The organism is Streptosporangium minutum (assembly GCF_002149035.1).
Taxonomy (GTDB): domain Bacteria; phylum Actinomycetota; class Actinomycetes; order Streptosporangiales; family Streptosporangiaceae; genus Streptosporangium; species Streptosporangium minutum.
Genome location: NZ_NGFP01000190.1, coordinates 1 through 18,175, shown reverse-complemented (window position 1 = coordinate 18,175; position 18,175 = coordinate 1). Strand labels below are relative to the sequence as shown.

The window sequence follows — 18,175 nt, the reverse complement described above, 5'->3', positions numbered from 1 at the left end:
GCCGGGGGCTGGGTGGTGGTCTGGGGGGGCGTCGGACCCTGCGTCCCGGTGTCGGTGATGAGCGACTCGCGGGTCGTGCTCGGCTCCGGCTCCCGGGTGGGCCGCGCCTGCTCGGTGCGCCGGGGGGCGCGCGTGGCCGTCGGCGTCGGCGTGGGGGCGGCGGAGGTGCGGCGGGTCTGCTGACGGGTGACCGCCGGCGTGGGGACGGGGGTGGCCCTGTCCTTCTCCGCCTGCTCGGGCTCCCCGCTCGGCGTGGGCTCCCCGGTCTRGTCTTCCGGGTCGGTCAGGCCGGTCGGGTAGGAATCCGATCCGCCCGGCGTCTCCGCCGCGCACCCGCCGGGCGGGCAGTCGGCGCTCGACCCCGCCGGGCTGCCCAGCACCTGGACGCCGGCCACGGTCCCGCCGAGCACCACGGCCACGGCCGCGACGGCCAGCAGCACGGTTCTGATCCGCCTGCCGGGCCTGCGCTTCTCGTCGGGCCACACCGGGTCGGTCAGATCAGACGGATCTGACCACCCCGACCCCAGGAATCCGGTGCGGGGTTCGGTTACCGCCGACTCCTCGGGACGGAGCCGGCGCCCGATCGGCTCGTCGCGATGGTCGGGCTCCGGTTCGCGTTTCCCCCGGCTGCGGGGGGCGTCTTGTTCATGTCCACCGTGGCGGCCCATGTTGCCCCTTTCTCTAGGGAGTTTCGGCCGCCCATCTTCATACCAGTTTAATAACCGTTTGTCGCAAATTTCACTGATGTCACATGAGTGGGAAACGTCACTTCGAGAAGTGGTCCCAGCCGCCGCGGCCCATCGGCCGGCCCGTGACCTGCACGCCCTCGCCGTCGATCACCTGGCCGACCACGGTCCACGCCGGCGGGAGCCGTACCCCCGCCGGGAAGGTCGCGGCGAGGGCGTGGTCGTCCCCTCCGGAGAGCATCCACTCCAGCGGGTCGGCGCCGAGGAGCCGGGCGGCCTCCTCCAGCAGGGGATGGACGGCGAAGGCCCCCGGGTCCAACGCGATGCCGGTCCGGCTGGCCTTCGCGACGTGCCCCAGGTCCTGGAACAGGCCGTCGCTGACGTCGAGCATCGAGGTCGCGCCGAGCGTGGCCGCCTCCGGTCCGCGGGCGTAGGGCGGCTCCGGGCGGCGGTGGGCGTCGACCAGCTCCGCCGGTTCCGTCCGGCCGCCGTGCAGCAGCGCGAGCCCGGCGGCGGCGTGCCCGAGCCGCCCGGCCACCGCCACCGCGTCGCCCGGACGCGCCCCCGAACGCGTGACCGGCTCGCGCCCGCCCAGGTCTCCCATGGCGGTGACAGCGATCACCACCAGGTCGCAGCGGGTGATGTCGCCGCCCACCACACTGGCGCCGACGAGGTCGCACTCGTCGCGGAAGCCGTCGGTGAGATCGTCCAGCCAGTCGGTGGCCGCCTCGGGGGGCAGGCCGAGACCGACCACGATGCCGGTGGGATCTGCCCCCATGGCCACGACGTCGGACAGATTCTGCGCTGCGGCTTTACGACCGATGTCATACCCACTGGACCAATCGCGACGAAAGTGCCTACCCTCGATCAATAAGTCAGTCGTCACGACGACCCGGCCATCAGGAGCGCTCACCACAGCGGCATCGTCCCCGGGACCGAGCAATACCGCCCCGCCTTGGGGCAAGCGTCCAGTAATACGTGCAACAACTCCGAATTCGCCGAGATCTCCGACTGTGATGACACACCTCCCGTTCATCACAGGGTACGGTGGCCCTTCGGCACTGATCCAATCGCCCGGGAGGACGTTATGGTGCAGGCCTACATCCTTATCCAGACCGAGGTCGGCAAGGCGGCGAACGTGGCCGGGGAGATCTCCGGGATCTCCGGCGTCACGCAGGCCGAGGACGTCACCGGCCCCTACGACGTGATCGTCCGCGCCGAGGCACGGAACGTGGATGAGCTGGGCAAGCTTGTCGTGGCTCAGATTCAGGCGGTCGCGGGGATCACACGTACTCTTACGTGTCCCATCGTCCATATCTGATTCTTCAGGAACATGTGATGTCACTCCGGTTCGCTCGTTGGACGGGGTACGCCTGTGCCCTGCTGATCCTGGCGGGATGCAGTAGTACGGTCCGGGTGGATCCACCCACCCCGGAGGGGGCGGCCGCCGCCGCGTGCAGGACACTCGGCGAGCGGCTCCCACAGCGGCTCGACGGCGTCGCCCGGGTGGAGACCACCCCGGCGTCGCCGTACGTCGCGGTGTGGGGGGAGGCCGGGATCGCGCTGCGCTGCGGGGTTCCGCGCCCGGCGACGATGGCCGCCACCGACCAGGTGCCCGAGATCGACGGGGTGGCCTGGTTCTCCGACCCCGCCAGGCCGCTGCTGTTCACCTCGGTCGGCAGGGAGGCCTACGTGGAGGTGACGATCTCCCGGCAGCACACCCCGGAGAACGTCCTCGTCGATCTCGCGGCCCCGATCAAGGCGGCGCTACCGTAGGCCGGGCGAGCGGTGCAGCGCCAGCTGGATCAGCCGCTCGACCAGCTCGGCGTAGGACAGCCCGGTGGCGCCCCACAGCTGCGGCGCGACCGACATCGCGGTGAAGCCGGGCATCGTGTTGATCTCGTTGAGGATCAGCCGGCCGTCGGCGGTGTAGAAGAAGTCGACCCGGGACAGGCCCTCGCAGCCCAGTGCCTCGAACGCGCGGACGGCCATCGCCCGCAGGTTCTCGGTCACGTCGGCGGGGATGTCGGCGGGCACGGACAGGGACATGTCGTCGCCGATGTATTTGGCCTCGAAGTCGAAGAACTCGTGGTCGCCATGGACCAGCACCTCGCCGGGCACGCTGGCCCGCGCGGCCTCGTCGCCCAGGGACTCCAGCACCGCGCACTCGATCTCGCGGCCTGCGATCGCGGCCTCGACCAGCACCTTGGGGTCGTGCTCGCGGGCGAACCCGACGGCCGCCTCCAGCTCCTCCAGGTCGTGGGCCTTGGAGATGCCCTGGCTCGACCCGGCCCGGGCCGGCTTGACGAAGACCGGCCAGCCGAGCTCCTGGACCTCCTTGAGGACCCGGTCGCGGTCGGTCCGCCAGTCGCGGTCACGGATCACCACGTAGGGGCCGACGGGCAGGCCCGAGGCGGCGAGGACCATCTTCATGTAGGCCTTGTCCATGCCGACCGCGCTGGCCAGCACCCCGGAGCCGACGTAGCGGACCCCGGCCATCTCCAGCAGGCCCTGGATCGTGCCGTCCTCGGCGAACGGCCCGTGCATCACGGGGAAGACCACGTCCACCTGGCCGAGCTCGACCGGGATGCTGCCGGCGTCGTAGGCCACCAGCGAGCCGTCGCCGGACGGCAGCGCCAGGCCCGTGCCCTGGACGTCGACGGACGGCAGCTCGTCACCCTCGATCGCGTAACGCTGGTCGCCCGAGGCGAGCACCCACCGTCCGTCCTGGGCGATCCCGATGGGGATCACCTCGTACTTGGACCGGTCGATGGCCCCCAGCACGCTTCCGGCTCCAAGGATGGAGACGGCGTGCTCGGAGTTACGGCCACCGAAGACGATTGCGACCCTCGGTCGGGTTTCGTGCTGCTCGCTCATGATGACCGAATCTACCCTCTCTGGGGGGTCAATCCGGCTGTCAGACGCGCCTATCCGGCCGATTCGGGAAGAGAGTCGAGAGCCTGGGTCACGTCCACGATGAGATCCTCGGCGTCCTCCAGGCCGATGGAGAAGCGGACGGCCGCCGCGTCGATCCCGGAGGCGTCACCGGGCCGGCCGTGACCGGCCGAGGCCAGGTGCGTGACCTTGGTGCGGGTGCCGCCGGCGGAGGTGGCGATCGAGGCGAGCTTGAGGGCGTCGGTCAGCGCCATGCCCGCCCCGTAGCCGCCTCGCGGGGTGATCGTCACGCAGGCGCCGTACCTGGTGCCCTCGGGGCCGGAGTCGAACAGGTGCCTGGCGAGCTGGTGGCCGGGGTGACCGGGCAGGCCGGGGTAGTCGACCCGGCGGACGGCGGGGTGCTTGGCCACGGCCGCGGCGAACACCATCGCGGTGGCGCACATCCGGCGCACCCGCAGCGGCAGGGTCTCCAGCCCCCGGCGGAGCAGGAACGCGTCGTCCGGGGAGAGCGTGCCCCCGGTGTCGACGCTGACCTTCCGGAGCTGGGCGATCAGGTCGGGCCGGCCGACCACGACACCGCCCGCGCAGTCGTCGTGACCGCCGAGGTAGCGGGCCGCGGAGTGGATCACCATGTCGGCGCCGTGTTCGAGGGGACGGCACACGACCGGGGTGGCGAAGGTGGAGTCGACCACCAGCAGCGCTCCGGCCCGGCGGGCGATCCGGTAGAGGCCGCGGATGTCGGAGACGGCCGTCGTGGGATTGGACAGCGTCTCGGCATAGATGATCTTCGTGGTGGGCCGGATCGCCGCCTGCACCCGGGCGAGGTCGCCGTAGTTCACGAATCCGGCCTCGACCCCGAACCGGGACAGCACGTTGGTGATCAGCGAGCGCGTCGCGCCGTACAGCGGGGTCGGGGCCACGATGTGCGCGCCCGCCCGCAGGAACGTCATCAGGACCGCGCTGACCGCGGCCATCCCCGACGCGAACGCCTGCCCGGCGACGTCCTCGGGCGCCGCGGCGCCCTCCAGCGAGGCCACCGCCGCGGCGAAGGCGGCGGTGGTGGGGTTCTCGATCCGGCCGTGGGCGGAGCTCTTGGCGTCGAAGACCTCGGCGTGCCCGGCGGAGTCGGCGGAGCTCCACGCGGAGCTGCGCCACACCGGGAGGCCGAGGGGGGCCTGCCGCGGCGTCTGCGGGGCGGGCAGGTGCACCGACCGGGTGTTCTCGCCCTGCCTCCTGCGGGCGCGTCGGTTCACACGCCGTACCGTTCGGGCTTGGGGGTGCGCGACATCAGCAGCATGGCGGCCTCGCTGGGGGGCATTCCGTCATGGACGACGGCCACCACCACCTCGGTGATCGGCATCTCCACATCGTGCTTTCTGGCCAGTTCCAGGACCGACTCGCAGGACTTGACGCCCTCGGCGGTCTGCTTCGTCGCGGCGATGACCTCGGCCAGAGTCATGCCCTGACCAAGATTCTTACCGAAGGTACGGTTCCGGGACAATGGGGAGGTGCAGGTCGCTATGAGATCACCCATCCCGGCGAGGCCGGCGAAGGTGTGCGGGTCCGCGCCGAGCACCGCGCCCAGCCGGGAGATCTCGGCCAGCCCGCGCGTCATCAGCATCGCCCCGACGTTGTCGCCGAGCCCCATCCCGGCCGCGACGCCGACCGCCAGGGCGATCACGTTCTTGACCGCCCCGCCGAGCTCCACCCCCACCACGTCGGGGTTGGTGTAGGGGCGGAACCACGGCGGCAGGTGGCAGGCCTCCTGGAGCCGTTCCATGGCCCGCTCGTCGGTGCAGGCGACCACGGTCGCGGCGGGCTGGCCCCGGACGATCTCACCCACCAGGTTGGGGCCCGACACCACCGCGACCCGCTCCTGGGGCACCTCCGCGACCTCGCAGATCACCTCGCTCATCCGCTTGGTGGTGCCCAGCTCGATGCCCTTCATCAGGCTGACCAGCACCGCACCGGACGGCAGGTGCGGTTTCCAGCCGATCAGGTTGGACCGCAGGGTCTGGGAGGGGACCGCCAGCACCACGAAGTCGGCGCCGTCGAGCGCCTCGGCGGGGTCGGTCGTGGCCCGCAGGGTCTCCGGCAGCGTCGCGCCGGGCAGGTAGTCGGGGTTCTCGTGGCGGCGGTCGATCGCCTCCACTATCTCCGGGCGCCTGCCCCACAGTGTCGTCTGCGTGCCCGCCCCTGCCATGATCATCGCAAAGGTGGTGCCCCACGATCCCGTGCCGAATACAGCCGCCTTGGTCATTTCATCACCGTACGCCGAAGTCAGTTGTCAGAAGGTTTCTTGAACGGCGCATCGGGCGCCTTCTCATCGCGTAACTCAGCGAGCAGGGCGGTGATCGCCGCCATGATGTCGACGGTCGCCTCGCGCAGGACGTCGGCGTGGAGCTCCTGCCCCTCGTACTTCGACAGGTCGACCGGCGGCCCGGTCAGCACGCTGAAGGTCTTGCGGGGCAGGAGCCGGGGCTTCTTGCTCCCGTAGGGGAGGATCTCCTGCGCGCCCCAGTGCGCCACCGGGATCACCGGCGCGCCGGTGGCCAGGGCCAGCCGGGCCGCCCCGGTCTTGCCCTCCATGGGCCAGAAGCGGGGGTCGCGGGTGCAGGTGCCCTCGGGGTAGAACAGCACGCACGCCCCGTCGGCGAGCCTCCGCTCGGCCTCCCTGAGCGAGCGGATCGCCTCGGCGCTCCCCCGGTAGACCGGGATGGCCATCAGCGACCTCACCATGTGCCCGAGCACCGGCACGGAGAAGAGCCCCGCCTTGGCCAGGATCGTCGGCCAGCGTCCGTTGCTGTAGAGGTAGTGCGACAGCAGGATGGGGTCCAGCCAGGAGAGGTGGTTGGTCACCAGGATGATCCCGCCGGACCGGGGCAGGCGGTCGGCCCGGCGCCAGTCCTTCGTGACCAGGAGCCACGCCGTCGGCTTGACGATCGCGACCGCCACGGCGACCCAGAACCGGGAAGGCCATCCAGGGCGTCTCATGAGCTCCTCCATGTAAGCGCGATGCGCCCTAAGTGTCCCGGTTGACTCTGTGGGATGTCGAGACGGGATGCTTAAGGCTATGCCTGCTTCGGAGAGCTCCGGCTGGACCCTCGTCGTCCCCGTCAAGACATTGGTCGCCGCCAAGACACGGTTGTCGGAGGCGGCGGGCCCGCACCGGGCCGCGCTCGCCGTGGCGATCGCCTGCGACACCGTCGAAGCCGCGCTGAGCTGCGTGATCGTCGCGCGGATCGTGGTGGTGACGGGCGACCCCCTGGCGGCCCGGGCGCTCGGCGGGGTGGGCGCCCACGTGGTCGGCGACCCGGAGGCGGGGCTGAACGCGGCGCTGCGGCGCGGAGCGCAGGAGGCGGTACGGCTGGCGCCCGGCGACGCCGTCGGCGCGCTCCAGGCCGACCTGCCCGCCCTCCGCCCGGCGGAGCTGGCGCTCGTGCWGACCGCGGCCGCGGAGTTCGAGCAGGCGTTCCTGCCGGACGCCGCCGACGTCGGCACGACCTTCTACGGCGTGCGGCCCGGCGTCCCGTTCACCCCGGGGTTCGGCGGCGAGTCACGCGACCGCCACCTGCGGCGTGGCGCGAAGGAGATCTGCCTGGACGGGATCGACTCGGTCCGCAGGGACGTGGACACCCCCGACGACCTGCGGGCGGCCCTGGCCCTCGGGCTGGGCCCCCGCACGCTGGCGATGGTGGAGAGGATCCGAGGGGGGTCCCCCTCTCCGTGACACCGGCGGCCAGTGCCCCGCGCGCGCCTCCCCGAGTCCGGCGACGGCCGGTCCGGTCCGGTCCAATCCGGTCATGGAGATCGTCATCCGCGCCCGGCCCCCGTCGCCGGGGAGGCTAGAGGCTCAGGATCCTCCGGTAGGTCAGAACCGGGAGGTGGGCGACGGCGAGGCCGGCCGCGCCGATCCAGATGGTGGCGTGCGCGCCGGACCACTCCCCCAGCACCCCGCCGAGCAGGCCGCCGATCGGCGCCGCGCCCCACATCAGGAATCGCATGCTGGCGTTCATCCGGCCGAGCAGGTGCTCCGGCGTGATCCGCTGGCGGTAGCTGAGCTGGTTGATGCCGAACACCGCGCCGCCCACGCCGCTCAGCGCGCAGCCGAGCGGGAACAGCACCAGCAGCGGCCCCTCGGCGGCCATCGGCGCGATCAGGATGGCCAGTGCGGCCAGGGCGGCTCCGCCGTACATGGCCCGGCCCGCTCCGAAACGGGCCGCGGCGCGTGGGGCCAGCGCCGCCCCGGCCAGTGAGCCGACGGCGCCGCCGGACAGCAGCAGGCCGTAGACCACCGGGTTCACGTGGAGGACCCTGACCATGAAGATCGGCTGGGCGACGGCCCAGACGCCGTTGGACAGCATGGTGAGCGCGCCGAGCATGGCGATGCGCCGGAGGACCGGCTCTCCCGCGACGTAGCGGAGCCCCTCGCCGATCTCCTCCCTGAACCTGCGGCGCTCCACGGCCGGCGCGACCGTCTCCTCCGCGCGGACCCCGCCGAGCAGCAGCGCCGAGACCAGGTAACTGATCGCGTCGGCGAGCAGGGCGATCGGCGCGGTGACCGCGTGCACCAGCCACCCGCCCAGCGCCGGGCCCGACAGCACCGCGGTGTTGCGCAGCGTCTCCAGGACGCCGTTCCCCGTGAGCAGGTCGTCCTTGCCGACCAGCGAGGGCAGGAAACTCATGTGCGCGACGTCGAAGAAGACCGCGCCGAGGCCCATGAGCAGCGCGACCGCGTAGAGGTGGGGCAGGGTCAGCGCGTCCAGGGCGACCGCGAACGGGACGGACAGCAGCGCGACGCCGCGCATCAGGTCGCTCCAGATCAGGATCGGGCGGCGGCGGAGCCGGTCCACCCACACGCCCACGGGCAGCCCGACGAGCAGGAAGGCGGCCAGCTCGGCCGCGGTCAGCACGCCGATCTGGAAGAAGCTCGCGTCGAGGGTGAGCACCGCCACCAGCGGCAGGGCGACGATCGTGATCTGGGTCCCGAACTGGCTGATCGCGTCGGCTCCCAGGAAGAGCCGGAACGACCGGTCCCGCCACATGCCGGCGCCGCCGTCCACGGTGTGCATGAACAGGGATCGTGGCGGTCCCGCACGGGACGGGTCAAAGCCTTTTCCGAAGGGCTACGCTGATCGGGTGCAGGCGACGGTGCGGATCTTTGACCCGGCGACCAGGTCGGGGACGGTGTTCCTGGACGACGGGACCGAGGTCCCGTACGGCGGCGCGGCCTTCGACGCCGGGCCGCTGCGGCTGCTCCGCCCGGGCCAGCGGGTGAACATCACCCTCGACGGCGGCCAGGTCACCTACATCACGCTCTCGACCTTCCCGGTACCGGGTCAGGCCGACGGGCCCGGATAAGCCGGACGCCCGGATCCCCTCACCGGGAATCCGGGCCGCCCATGCGGAGCCCTACTTTTTCTTCGCGGCCTTCTTTCCCTCCACGTTGACGAGCTCCTTGAAGTCCGATCCGGGCCGGAACTTCGGCCCCCAGCTCTCGGCGACCTTGATCTCGGCGCCGGTCGAAGGGTTCCGAGCCGTGCGAGCGGGCTTGTGCACCATCTCGAAGGCGCCGAAGCCCGTGATCGAGACCTTGTCCCCGCTGGCGACAGCTTTCTGAATGGCGTCGAGCACCGCGTTCACGGCCTCGGTGGCTGTCTTCTTGTCGCCCACCCGATCCGCGATCGCGTCGACGAGTTCCTTCTTGTTCATAAAGTTGCTCCCCCTGTTACCGATGTCTGGGAGTGGGTCATGAGGCAGAAAACCCGTCTCACCCGATTTGTCACGGCACGGGGTCTCAACAGAACGAGAAACCCCTTGCCCGCTTGAAATTAAGGGACGGAGCCTTGCGACTCAATCACCTTCCGCAATGTTTCCAGCACTCGGCGTATCTGAAACCAGAGCATCAAGGTCTAGAAGGAATAAATCAAGACGCCCCGCTGCATGGCTGAGATCACGCTTGGCGACATCACAGATGGAGAGCAGGCGCCTGCTCAGGCGCTCCTTCTGCGCGAGGGGCACGGGCAGCACGCGGACGCGGCGGTGCGCGTCGCGCAGCCGCCACGCCAGCTCGTCTTCTGAACGCGTCAGACGGTCGTCGGCAGCCATGGCTGCCGCCCATTCTCGTACACCGCGACGGCATCGGCATTACGCAGGGTCAGCCCGATGTCGTCCAGCCCTTCCATCAGCCGCCAGCGCGTGTAGTCGTCGATCTCGAATCCGGCGATCTCCCCGCCCCAGCGAACCTGGCGTTCCCCCAGGTCAACCGTGATTTCCAGAGTGGGATCGGCCTCCACGGCCGACTGCAGGGCCTCGACGACGTCGGCCGGCAGGACAACGGGCAGCAAGCCCATCTTGGTGGAATTATTACGGAAGATATCGCCGAAACGGGCCGCGATCACGACGCGGAAGCCGTACTGCTGCAGGGCCCAGACGGCGTGCTCGCGCGAGGAGCCGGTGCCGAAGTCGGGTCCGGAGACGAGGATCGAGGCGCCCTCGTGGACGGGGTCGTTCAGGACGAAGGCCGGGTCCTCGCGCCAGGCCGAGAACAGGCCCTTCTCGAATCCGGTCCGGCTGACCTGCTTGAGCCAGACCGCCGGGATGATCTGGTCGGTGTCCACGTTGCTGCGGCGCAGCGGCACGGCCCGGCCGGTGTGGGTGGTGAAAGCTTCCATGATCGGGATCTCCTAGACCAGGTCGGCGGGCGCGGTCAGTTTGCCGGTGACGGCGGTCGCGGCGGCGACCTGCGGGGAGACCAGGTGGGTACGGCCGCCCTTGCCCTGACGTCCCTCGAAGTTGCGGTTGGAGGTCGACGCGCTGCGCTCGCCGGGGGCGAGCGTGTCGGGGTTCATGCCCAGGCACATCGAGCAGCCCGCCTCGCGCCACTCGGCGCCCGCGGCCTTGAACACCTCGTGCAGCCCCTCCTGCTCGGCCTGGAGCTTGACCAGCATCGAGCCCGGGACGATGAGCGTGCGGGTGACGACCTGGCGGCCGCGCAGCACCTCCGCCACGGCCCGCAGGTCCTCCAGGCGCCCGTTGGTGCAGGAGCCGACGAAGACCGTGTCCACCGCGACGTCGCGGAGCGGGGTGCCCGCGGTCAGGCCCATGTACTCCAGCGCGCGCTCGGCCGCGGCCGGGTCGTCGGTGTCCTGCGGGGCCGGCACCGCCGCCCCCAGCGGAGCGCCCTGGCCCGGGTTCGTGCCCCAGGTGACGAACGGGGTCAGGGTCGTGGCGTCGATCTCCACGACCGTGTCGAAGACGGCGTCCTCGTCGGTCGTCAGGGACTTCCAGTATTCGACCGCGGCGTCCCAGTCGGCGCCGGCCGGCGCGTGGGGGCGGCCCTTGAGGTAGTCGAACGTGGTCTCGTCCGGAGCGATCATGCCCGCCCGGGCGCCCGCCTCGATGGACATGTTGCAGACGGTCATCCGGCCCTCCATGGAGAGCTTGCGGACGGCCTCGCCGCGGTATTCGACGATGTAGCCCTGGCCTCCACCGGTGCCGATCTTGGCGATGATCGCCAGGATCAGGTCCTTGGCCGTGACACCGGCCGGCAGCTCGCCGGAGACCTCGATGGCCATCGTCTTGGGCCGGTAGGCGGGCAGCGTCTGGGTGGCCAGCACGTGCTCCACCTCGGAGGTGCCGATGCCGAAGGCGATGCCCCCGAAGGCGCCGTGGGTGGAGGTGTGAGAATCGCCACAGACGATCGTCATGCCCGGCTGGGTGAGGCCGAACTGCGGCCCGATGATGTGCACGACGCCCTGGCCCGCGTCGCCCATCGGGTGCAGCCGGACGCCGAACTCGGCGCAGTTCTTGCGCAGCGTCTCGACCTGGGTGCGCGACACCGGGTCCTTGATCGGACCGAGCAGGGTCGGGACGTTGTGGTCCTCGGTGGCGATCGTGAGTTCGGGTCGCCGGACGGGGCGTCCCGCCATGCGCAGGCCGTCGAACGCCTGCGGGCTGGTCACCTCATGGATGAGGTGCAGGTCGATGTAGAGCAGATCGGGTTCTCCGTCGGCACGTCGCACGACGTGCTGCTCCCAGACCTTCTCCGCCAGCGTGCGGCCCATGTCGCCTCCTTGCGATCGCTATTCCGCACCCCACTTGCTTTCTCATATGTCGAGACGGCAGTATCGGTGTATGGACAACTCTAGCGGAGTCGGCGTACTCGACAAGGCCGTGCTCGTGCTCAATGCCCTTGAAGCCGGTCCGGCGTCCCTCGCGCAGCTCGTCCAGGCCACCGGTCTGGCACGCCCCACCGCCCACCGGCTCGCCGTCGCGCTGGAGCACCACCGCATCGTCTCCCGCGACACGCAGGGCCGATTCGTGCTGGGCCCGCGCCTGTCGGAGTTGTCCACCGCGGCCGGAGAGGACAGATTGCTGGCCGTCGCCTCGCCGGTGCTGATCCAGCTTCGGGACCTTACGGGAGAAAGTGCGCAACTTTACCGGCGGCAGGGGGACGAGCGGGTGTGCGTGGCGGCCGCCGAGCGTTCCAGCGGGCTGCGCGACACCGTCCCGGTCGGCGCCGCCCTGCCGATGCTCGCCGGATCGGCGGCGCAGATCCTGCTGGCCTGGGAGGAGCCGGACCGCCTCCACCGGGGACTGCGCGGGGCCAAGTTCACCGCGGCCACGCTGGCGAGCGTCCGGCGCAGGGGCTGGGCGCACAGCGTCGGCGAGCGCGAGCAGGGTGTGGCCAGTGTCTCAGCGCCGATCCGGGGCTCGGGCGGCAAGGTCGTCGCCGCGGTCTCGGTCTCCGGTCCGATCGAGCGCCTCACCCGCACTCCGGGCAGGCTGCACGCCGCCCCCGTGGTCACCGCCGCCGAGCGGATCACCGAGACGATGCGACGGGCCAACTGAACCGTGCGATATGGGGAGGCGAGCACCCTTGCGGCCCCCTAGGCTGGGGAGGTGACAGATCGCATCGAGGCAGCCGCGGCTGAACTGCGTCCCCTGCTCCAAGAATTCATCCTCTGGGCGCGCGAGAACGCACCCGGCAGCGACTCCAACCTGGTCGGCTCGGTGGTCCTGTGGCACCGGCTGATCGCCTCCGACGACGTCGGTCGGTGGAAGCGGGCCGATCTGCGCACGGTGCTCCTCGACCGGATGCCACAGGTGGTGGAGGACCCGGACGCCGCCGCCGACGGCATGGTGCCCGCGGTCCGCGCCTATCTGACGTTCCTGTCGGAGACGGACCGGCTGGCCAAGGGCTCCTCCTCGCTCAAGGAGCTGCTCGCCGAGCTCGACGACCTCGAGGACGACTTCGTCGACGCGATGGAGGACATCGTCGTCGACCAGGACGAATACGAGGACGACGAGGAGGACGAGGGGCTGGGTGACTTCGAGCCGTTCGCGGACGAGCTCGCCGAGCTGCCGACGATCCGGCTCCGCCCCGACGCCGAGCTGGCCGCGGCGACCCGGGAGGCGACCCTGATCACCAAGGCCCGCGACCTCGCGGTCTGGGTCGGCTCCGAGCGCCGGGTGGGCGAGACGAGCCTGCTGACCGACGCCGAGATCACCGAGGCCCTGGCCGCTCTGGGACTGCCCGCGCCCGCGCCGGGCGGCAAGGCGCTGGCCGACTCCGTGCCCGCGCTCTGGAACATCTGGAACCTCGCGATCGATCTGGACTTCCTCCAGCCCGAGGGCGAGGACACCGTCAGCGCCGACGCCGACACCGCCGACTGGCCCTTCGAGGAGGACGACGACGCCCTCGACGTCTGGATGGCCGGCCTGCACTCGATCGACTACGGCGATCCGGAGCTCGAGGACGAGGAGGCCACGATCGCCCTGTCGGGGCTGACCCGGGCGCTGCTGGTCCGGGTGCTCCTGGCCACCGGCTCCAAGCCGCTGGCCGAGCTCCGCACCGAGCTGGCGGAGGCCGCCGCCGAATACGACGAGCGGGGCGCAGAGGCCTGGGCCGCCGCCACCGCGCAGTACGGCGACCCGCTCAACCCCGTGCTCGACTGGCTGGCCGGCTACGGCATGGTCGAGGTCGAGCACGACCAGGTACGGCTGACACCGCTCGGCATGGAGGGCGTGGTCCACCTGACCGACGACGCCGACATCGAGCTGGACGCCCGGCCCGCCATCGACGCGATGACGGCCCTGGACCTGCTCTCCTTCAGCGCGGAGCTGCCCGAGGAGGAGGCGGACGCCGAGTTCGCCGCCTGGATGGAGCTGCGCGAGCCCGACCGGGCCGCCAAGGAGCTGCTGGAGGCCGCGGCCGAGGACGACGCGGACGCCCTGGTCCGGGTCCAGGCGGCCAGCATGGTCGGCTCGCTCGGCGAGGTGGCCGTGCCCGCCTGGCAGGACGCCCTGGACGAGCCGTCCCTGCGCCCCTACGCGGCCACCCACCTGGCCCAGCTCGGCGTCGACGACGCTCCCCCGCCCACCCAGGCCGACACCCACTGGCTGATCCTCGACATGCTGACCATCTCCGCCGGTCTCGGCCGGCCGGAGTTCGTCAGCAGCCTCGACGACATCGGCAACGTTCCGAACCTGGTCAACCTGCTCGATGTGATCTGGAAGGTGCCGCACCCGCATCTGGAGGAGCTGCTGGAGGCGATCGGCAAGGCCCACCCGGACAAGCAGGTGGGCAAGGCCGCCAAGCGGGCCCTGTTCAAGGCCCGCTCCACCCACAACTGACGCGCGGGGCACCGACCGCCCCGCACGTCTCACGACAACTGACGGGTGGGTGAGGACGCGCGGGGCACGGACCGCCCCGCGCGTCTCACGACCACGGCGTCCACGGCCCAAGACCGCGAGGTCCCCAGCTCACGACCACTGGGGGCCGGCTGGAGGGCGACCGGCTGCGCCTGCCGTACCGGCAGGTCGTTCAGCGGGTGTCCTCATGCCAGTCGGACAGCGGGCGGTAGATCGCGACACCGCTGTCCTCCAGCTCCTGACGGAGCTTGAAGTACTCCTCGCCGAACGGGTCCACCCCGTTGAGCGGCATCAGGCCGCGGCGGATGGCCAGGTCGTGCGGGGCCAGCTCGGCGGCCCGGGCGAGATGCCGCTCGGCGGCCGCCCTGCGGCCGTCGCGGAACAGCCACGCCGCCAGCCGTCCGTGCAGCCGGGCCAGGCGCTCGTCGCCGGTGGGGGCGCGCAGTTCCCGGAGGGCCGTCCCGGAGTCGCCGTCGATCACCCACCTGCGCAGGGCCGCGGTGGCCCGCTCGGAGGACAGGCCGTTCATCGACCGGAAGGTGTCGGTGGCGGTCATGGTGTCCTGCGGCCGGGCGATCCGGCCCTCCTCGTCGATCCAGACCACGGTCGGCACGTTGATCACGTTGTAGAGCTCGGCGATCCGTCCGTCCGCGTCGATCACGGCCGGGTGGGTGACGTCCGCGAGCCACTCCCGCGCGTCCTGCGGGTCGCGGTCGAGAGAGACGCTGACCACGCTGAACCCGTGCCCTCCGAGCTCCCGGTGCAGGGCCTCCCATGCGGGCAGGTCGTAGCGGCAGCCGCACCAGGAGGCCCAGAAGACCAGCGCGACCTTGGTGCCGCGCAGGCCGGCGAGCGGCCCGAACTCCGGGGCCCGGCCGAGGGCGGGCGCGTCCGGCTCGCCGACCGCCACCACGTCCTCGTCCGGGTCGGCCACCACCTGCCTGCCGAGCAGCCCGGCGAACCTCACCAGGTCCACGCCCTCCTCGGTCTCGGCCGCGGCGGCGCGGAACGACGGGATGCACGCGTCTCCCCGGCACCAGCCGTGCGGCTTGCGCTCCCAGCCGAGGATCGGCACCCCGTGCGGCACGACCAATCCGTCGATCTTCTCTTCGTGCCCGTCGGCGAGCAAGGTGATCATCTTCAGCCCCCTGTTGGATAGTGTTGCTCTCCAATTATTGGACAGTGTAACTATCCAAGCAAGGGGCGGTCCCGGAAAGATGCGGCCCGAAGAAGCAGAAAACCCCCGGAAGCCTGTGCTTCCGGGGGTTTCACCCATGTAGCCCCGACCGGATTCGAACCGGCGCTACCGCCTTGAGAGGGCGGCGTCCTAGGCCACTAGACGACGGAGCCTTGCAGAGATGACAGTGGTAGTCCCGACCGGATTCGAACCGGCGCTACCGCCTTGAGAGGGCGGCGTCCTGGGCCACTAGACGACGGGACCCTACACACTGTCGTCGGATTCGGGGGGAACCGAATCCGCAGCATCTCTTGAAAGAGATGCAGCTGGGGTACCAGGACTCGAACCTAGAACAACTGAACCAGAATCAGCCGTGTTGCCAATTACACCATACCCCACCGCGCTTGACCCCCTTGCGGGGCTCTTTGGCGACTCCGAAAGAATAGCCCAGGTTGGGGGTCAAGGCCAAAACGATTGGCGGCGACCGGATCCCCCTGGCGGCGGAGTGCACCCGAGGGTCCGTTATGTAACGCTGCTTTCGGAGATCCGTCCGCATGTGAGGAGCCCGAGCCTTGGCTGAGAACCCGTTCTTCTCCCCCAGCACGTTGCCCTACAAGTTGCCGAACTTCGCCGAGATCCGGGAGGAGCACTACCTGCCCGCGTTCGAGCGAGGCATGACCGACCATCTGCGGGAGGTCGAGGCGATCGCCGGCGACCCCGGCCCGGCGACGTTCGCCAACACGGTCGAGGCCCTGGAACGCTCGGGCCAGATCCTGAAACGGACGGCGACGGTGTTCATGAGCATCGCCTCCTCCGACGCCACCGACGGCATCCGGGAGATCGAGACCGAGATCCTCCCCAAGCTGACCAAGCACGGCGACGCCATCCACCTCAACCGCGCCCTCTACGAGCGGATCAAGCAGGTCGCCACCGAGGACCCGGAGGAGGCGTGGCTGCTGGAGAAGTACCGCGTGGACTTCGTCCGGGCCGGCGCCGACCTGTCCGAGGCCGACCAGGAGCGGCTCAAGGAGCTCAACGAGGAGCTGACCAAGGTCGCCACCACCTTCTCGCAGAACCTGCTGAGGGCCTCCACCGGCTCCGCGCTGGTCGTCGAGGACGTCAAGGAGCTCGACGGGCTCTCCGAGAGCGCGATCAAGGCGATCGAGAAGGACGGCAAGTACGTCCTGCCGCTGCTCAACTTCACCAACCAGCCCGCCCTGGCCGAGCTGACCGACCGGCAGACCCGCAGGAAGCTGTACGAGCTGTCGGTGAACCGGGCGCCGGAGAACTTCGACCTGGCCGTCAGGCTGGCGACGCTCCGCGCCGAGCGGGCCGCCCTGCTCGGCTACCCCACTCACGCCGCCTACTCCGTCGCCGACCAGACGGCCAAGACCACCGACGCCGTCGAGGAGATGCTCGGCAAGCTGGTGGGCCCGGCGGTGGCCAACGCCCGCCGCGAGGCCGAGCTGCTGAGCGAGCAGGCCGGCTTCCCCATCGAGGCGTGGGACTGGTCGTTCTACGCGGAGAAGGTGCGCAAGGCGCGCTACGACTTCGACGGCTCCGAGCTGCGCCCCTACTTCGAGCTGGACCGGGTGCTGCGGGACGGCGTCTTCCACGCCGCCGGCGAGCTGTACGGGATCACCTTCGCCGACCGGGACGACCTGGCCGGCTACCACCCGGACGTACGGGTCTTCGAGGTGTTCAACGCGGACGGCTCGCAGCTCGGCCTGTTCGTGTTCGACCCCTACGCCCGGCCGACCAAGCGCGGCGGCGCGTGGATGAACAACCTCGTGGACCAGTCGCACCTGTTCGGCGAGCTGCCCGTGGTGATGAACAACCTCAACGTCACCAAGCCCGCCGAGGGCCCGACCCTCCTGACCTTCGACGAGGTCAACACCGCCTTCCACGAGTTCGGCCACGCCCTGCACGGGCTGTTCTCCGACGTCCGCTTCCCCCGGGTCTCCGGCACCGAGGTGCCGCGCGACTTCGTGGAGTACCCCTCGCAGGTCAACGAGATGTGGGCGACCTGGCCGTCGGTCCTCGCCAACTTCGCCAGGCACCACGAGACCGGGGAGCCGGTTCCGGCGGAGCTGCTGGAGAAGATGAAGGCGGCCGAGAAGTTCAACCAGGGCTTCGCGACCGTGGAGTATCTCGCCGCTGCGCTGCTCGACTGGGCCTGGCACAAGCTGGCCCCCGGCGAGACCGTCGAGGACGCCGAGGCGTTCGAGGCCGCGGCCCTGGAGCGCGCGGGGATCGCCTTCGACCTGGTCCGCACGCGCTACCGGACCAACTACTTCGCCCACATCTTCTCCAGCGGCACGGGCGGCTACAGCGCCGGCTACTACTCCTACATCTGGAGCGAGGTGCTGGACGCCGAGAGCGTCGAGTGGTTCAAGGAGAACGACGGCCTCAAGCGCGGCAACGGCGACCACTTCCGGTCCGCCCTGCTGTCGGTCGGCGGCTCCATGGACGTGATGGCCGCCTTCCGCAACTTCCGCGGCCGCGACCCGCGCATCGAGCCCCTGCTGGAGCGCCGCGGCCTGCTGACCTGACCCCTCCCCCTGGCCGGGGCTGAGACGGCTCCACCCCGGCCGGGGGCTCCGGGCCGCCACCGACGGGCATCCGCCCGCCGGGCCGCCCTCCAGAACGGCCTGGCGGCCCGCCAGGCACCCGGCCCGCACTCCTGGACCGGCGCCCGCCGGGGGGCCGGCCACAGGCCCCCGGAACCGGCCTGCCCGCCCGGGGACCGACGTCCCAGCCC

General features: G+C 70.8%; 18 protein-coding genes, 3 tRNA genes and 1 pseudogene. 7 read left to right on the top strand and 15 right to left on the bottom strand.

Annotation, left to right across the window (positions count from 1 at the left end; translation table 11 throughout):
- Nucleotides 1-485 (bottom strand): annotated as a pseudogene (locus tag CA984_RS31655) (hypothetical protein); the annotation flags it as partial.
- Nucleotides 486-765: 280 nt separating this feature from the next.
- A complete protein-coding gene (locus CA984_RS31650) occupies nucleotides 766-1,722 on the bottom strand; it encodes a thiamine-phosphate kinase (protein WP_086577145.1) in 957 nt (318 codons plus the stop codon).
- A 51-nt stretch (nucleotides 1,723-1,773) separates the two neighbouring features.
- Here CA984_RS31650 and CA984_RS31645 point away from each other — a divergent pair, with 51 nt between their 5' ends.
- Nucleotides 1,774-2,007 carry an Lrp/AsnC family transcriptional regulator gene (locus CA984_RS31645; RefSeq protein WP_031158603.1) on the top strand — a complete coding sequence of 78 codons (234 nt, stop codon included), beginning with the start codon at nucleotides 1,774-1,776 and terminating at the stop codon, nucleotides 2,005-2,007.
- A gap of 17 nt (nucleotides 2,008-2,024) precedes the next feature.
- A complete protein-coding gene (locus tag CA984_RS31640) occupies nucleotides 2,025-2,462 on the top strand; it encodes a DUF3515 domain-containing protein (protein ID WP_012894392.1) in 438 nt (145 codons plus the stop codon).
- On the opposite strand, the gene CA984_RS31635 is transcribed toward CA984_RS31640, so the two are convergent.
- Genes CA984_RS31635 through CA984_RS31620 form a run of 4 tightly spaced genes read right to left on the bottom strand, consistent with a single transcriptional unit; the run spans nucleotide 2,454 to nucleotide 6,575 of the window.
- A complete protein-coding gene (locus CA984_RS31635; protein ID WP_086577144.1) occupies nucleotides 2,454-3,563 on the bottom strand; it encodes a D-alanine--D-alanine ligase family protein in 1,110 nt (369 codons plus the stop codon). The genes CA984_RS31640 and CA984_RS31635 overlap by 9 nt on opposite strands.
- A 50-nt stretch (nucleotides 3,564-3,613) precedes the next feature.
- Nucleotides 3,614-4,834: a trans-sulfuration enzyme family protein gene (locus tag CA984_RS31630; protein WP_086577143.1), complete on the bottom strand. Its 1,221-nt coding sequence runs from the start codon at nucleotides 4,832-4,834 to the stop codon at nucleotides 3,614-3,616.
- Nucleotides 4,831-5,841: an NAD(P)H-dependent glycerol-3-phosphate dehydrogenase gene (locus CA984_RS31625; protein ID WP_086577142.1), complete on the bottom strand. Its 1,011-nt coding sequence runs from the start codon at nucleotides 5,839-5,841 to the stop codon at nucleotides 4,831-4,833. Before CA984_RS31625 ends, CA984_RS31630 begins: the two co-directional genes overlap by 4 nt.
- Before the next feature lie 20 nt (nucleotides 5,842-5,861).
- Nucleotides 5,862-6,575: a lysophospholipid acyltransferase family protein gene (locus CA984_RS31620; RefSeq protein ID WP_086577141.1), complete on the bottom strand. Its 714-nt coding sequence runs from the start codon at nucleotides 6,573-6,575 to the stop codon at nucleotides 5,862-5,864.
- A gap of 67 nt (nucleotides 6,576-6,642) precedes the next feature.
- On the opposite strand from CA984_RS31620, the gene cofC reads away from it, so the two are divergent.
- A complete protein-coding gene (gene cofC / locus CA984_RS31615; protein ID WP_086577140.1) occupies nucleotides 6,643-7,311 on the top strand; it encodes a 2-phospho-L-lactate guanylyltransferase in 669 nt (222 codons plus the stop codon).
- Nucleotides 7,312-7,426: 115 nt separating this feature from the next.
- Here the strand turns inward: cofC and CA984_RS31610 are convergent, their stop codons facing one another.
- On the bottom strand, nucleotides 7,427-8,653 hold the full coding sequence (locus CA984_RS31610) for an MFS transporter (protein ID WP_086577139.1): 1,227 nt from the start codon (nucleotides 8,651-8,653) through the stop codon (nucleotides 7,427-7,429).
- A 67-nt stretch (nucleotides 8,654-8,720) separates the two neighbouring features.
- On the opposite strand from CA984_RS31610, the gene CA984_RS31605 reads away from it, so the two are divergent.
- Nucleotides 8,721-8,942, top strand: coding sequence for a hypothetical protein (locus tag CA984_RS31605; protein ID WP_086577138.1), 222 nt, complete (start codon nucleotides 8,721-8,723; stop codon nucleotides 8,940-8,942).
- Between the two features lie 51 nt (nucleotides 8,943-8,993).
- Here the strand turns inward: CA984_RS31605 and CA984_RS31600 are convergent, their stop codons facing one another.
- The 4 genes from CA984_RS31600 to leuC all read right to left on the bottom strand — a co-directional run bounded on the left by CA984_RS31600 (nucleotide 8,994) and on the right by leuC (nucleotide 11,647).
- Entirely contained in the window at nucleotides 8,994-9,293 is a 300-nt protein-coding gene (locus CA984_RS31600; protein WP_012894400.1) for an HU family DNA-binding protein, read from the bottom strand.
- A 141-nt stretch (nucleotides 9,294-9,434) separates the two neighbouring features.
- A complete protein-coding gene (locus CA984_RS31595) occupies nucleotides 9,435-9,689 on the bottom strand; it encodes an SCO5555 family protein (RefSeq protein ID WP_086577137.1) in 255 nt (84 codons plus the stop codon).
- The gene (leuD, locus tag CA984_RS31590) at nucleotides 9,668-10,255 is read right to left on the bottom strand and encodes a 3-isopropylmalate dehydratase small subunit (RefSeq protein WP_086577136.1); all 588 of its coding nucleotides are present in this window, start codon (nucleotides 10,253-10,255) and stop codon (nucleotides 9,668-9,670) included. The genes CA984_RS31595 and leuD overlap by 22 nt, the downstream gene beginning before the upstream one ends.
- A 12-nt stretch (nucleotides 10,256-10,267) precedes the next feature.
- Nucleotides 10,268-11,647, bottom strand: a complete 1,380-nt coding sequence (gene leuC, locus CA984_RS31585; protein WP_086577135.1) for a 3-isopropylmalate dehydratase large subunit — start codon at nucleotides 11,645-11,647, stop codon at nucleotides 10,268-10,270.
- A gap of 70 nt (nucleotides 11,648-11,717) precedes the next feature.
- On the opposite strand from leuC, the gene CA984_RS31580 reads away from it, so the two are divergent.
- Both CA984_RS31580 and CA984_RS31575 read left to right on the top strand, forming a co-directional pair.
- Nucleotides 11,718-12,434 carry an IclR family transcriptional regulator gene (locus CA984_RS31580; protein WP_031158580.1) on the top strand — a complete coding sequence of 239 codons (717 nt, stop codon included), beginning with the start codon at nucleotides 11,718-11,720 and terminating at the stop codon, nucleotides 12,432-12,434.
- 51 nt (nucleotides 12,435-12,485) lie between these two features.
- Nucleotides 12,486-14,219, top strand: a complete 1,734-nt coding sequence (locus CA984_RS31575) for a hypothetical protein (RefSeq protein WP_086577134.1) — start codon at nucleotides 12,486-12,488, stop codon at nucleotides 14,217-14,219.
- Between the two features lie 190 nt (nucleotides 14,220-14,409).
- Here CA984_RS31575 and CA984_RS31570 read toward each other — a convergent pair whose 3' ends face one another.
- The 4 genes from CA984_RS31570 to CA984_RS31555 all read right to left on the bottom strand — a co-directional run bounded on the left by CA984_RS31570 (nucleotide 14,410) and on the right by CA984_RS31555 (nucleotide 15,812).
- Complete coding sequence (locus tag CA984_RS31570) at nucleotides 14,410-15,375, bottom strand: TlpA disulfide reductase family protein (RefSeq protein WP_086577133.1); 966 nt, start codon at nucleotides 15,373-15,375, stop codon at nucleotides 14,410-14,412.
- 139 nt (nucleotides 15,376-15,514) lie between these two features.
- Nucleotides 15,515-15,587, bottom strand: a tRNA-Glu gene (locus tag CA984_RS31565).
- Nucleotides 15,588-15,602: 15 nt separating this feature from the next.
- Nucleotides 15,603-15,678 (bottom strand) — tRNA-Glu (locus CA984_RS31560).
- Between the two features lie 62 nt (nucleotides 15,679-15,740).
- A tRNA-Gln gene (locus CA984_RS31555) sits at nucleotides 15,741-15,812 on the bottom strand.
- 174 nt (nucleotides 15,813-15,986) lie between these two features.
- Here CA984_RS31555 and CA984_RS31550 point away from each other — a divergent pair.
- Nucleotides 15,987-17,966 (top strand): M3 family metallopeptidase, encoded by a 1,980-nt coding sequence (locus tag CA984_RS31550; protein ID WP_086577132.1) that lies wholly within the window; start codon nucleotides 15,987-15,989, stop codon nucleotides 17,964-17,966.
- Nucleotides 17,967-18,175 lie beyond the last annotated feature (209 nt).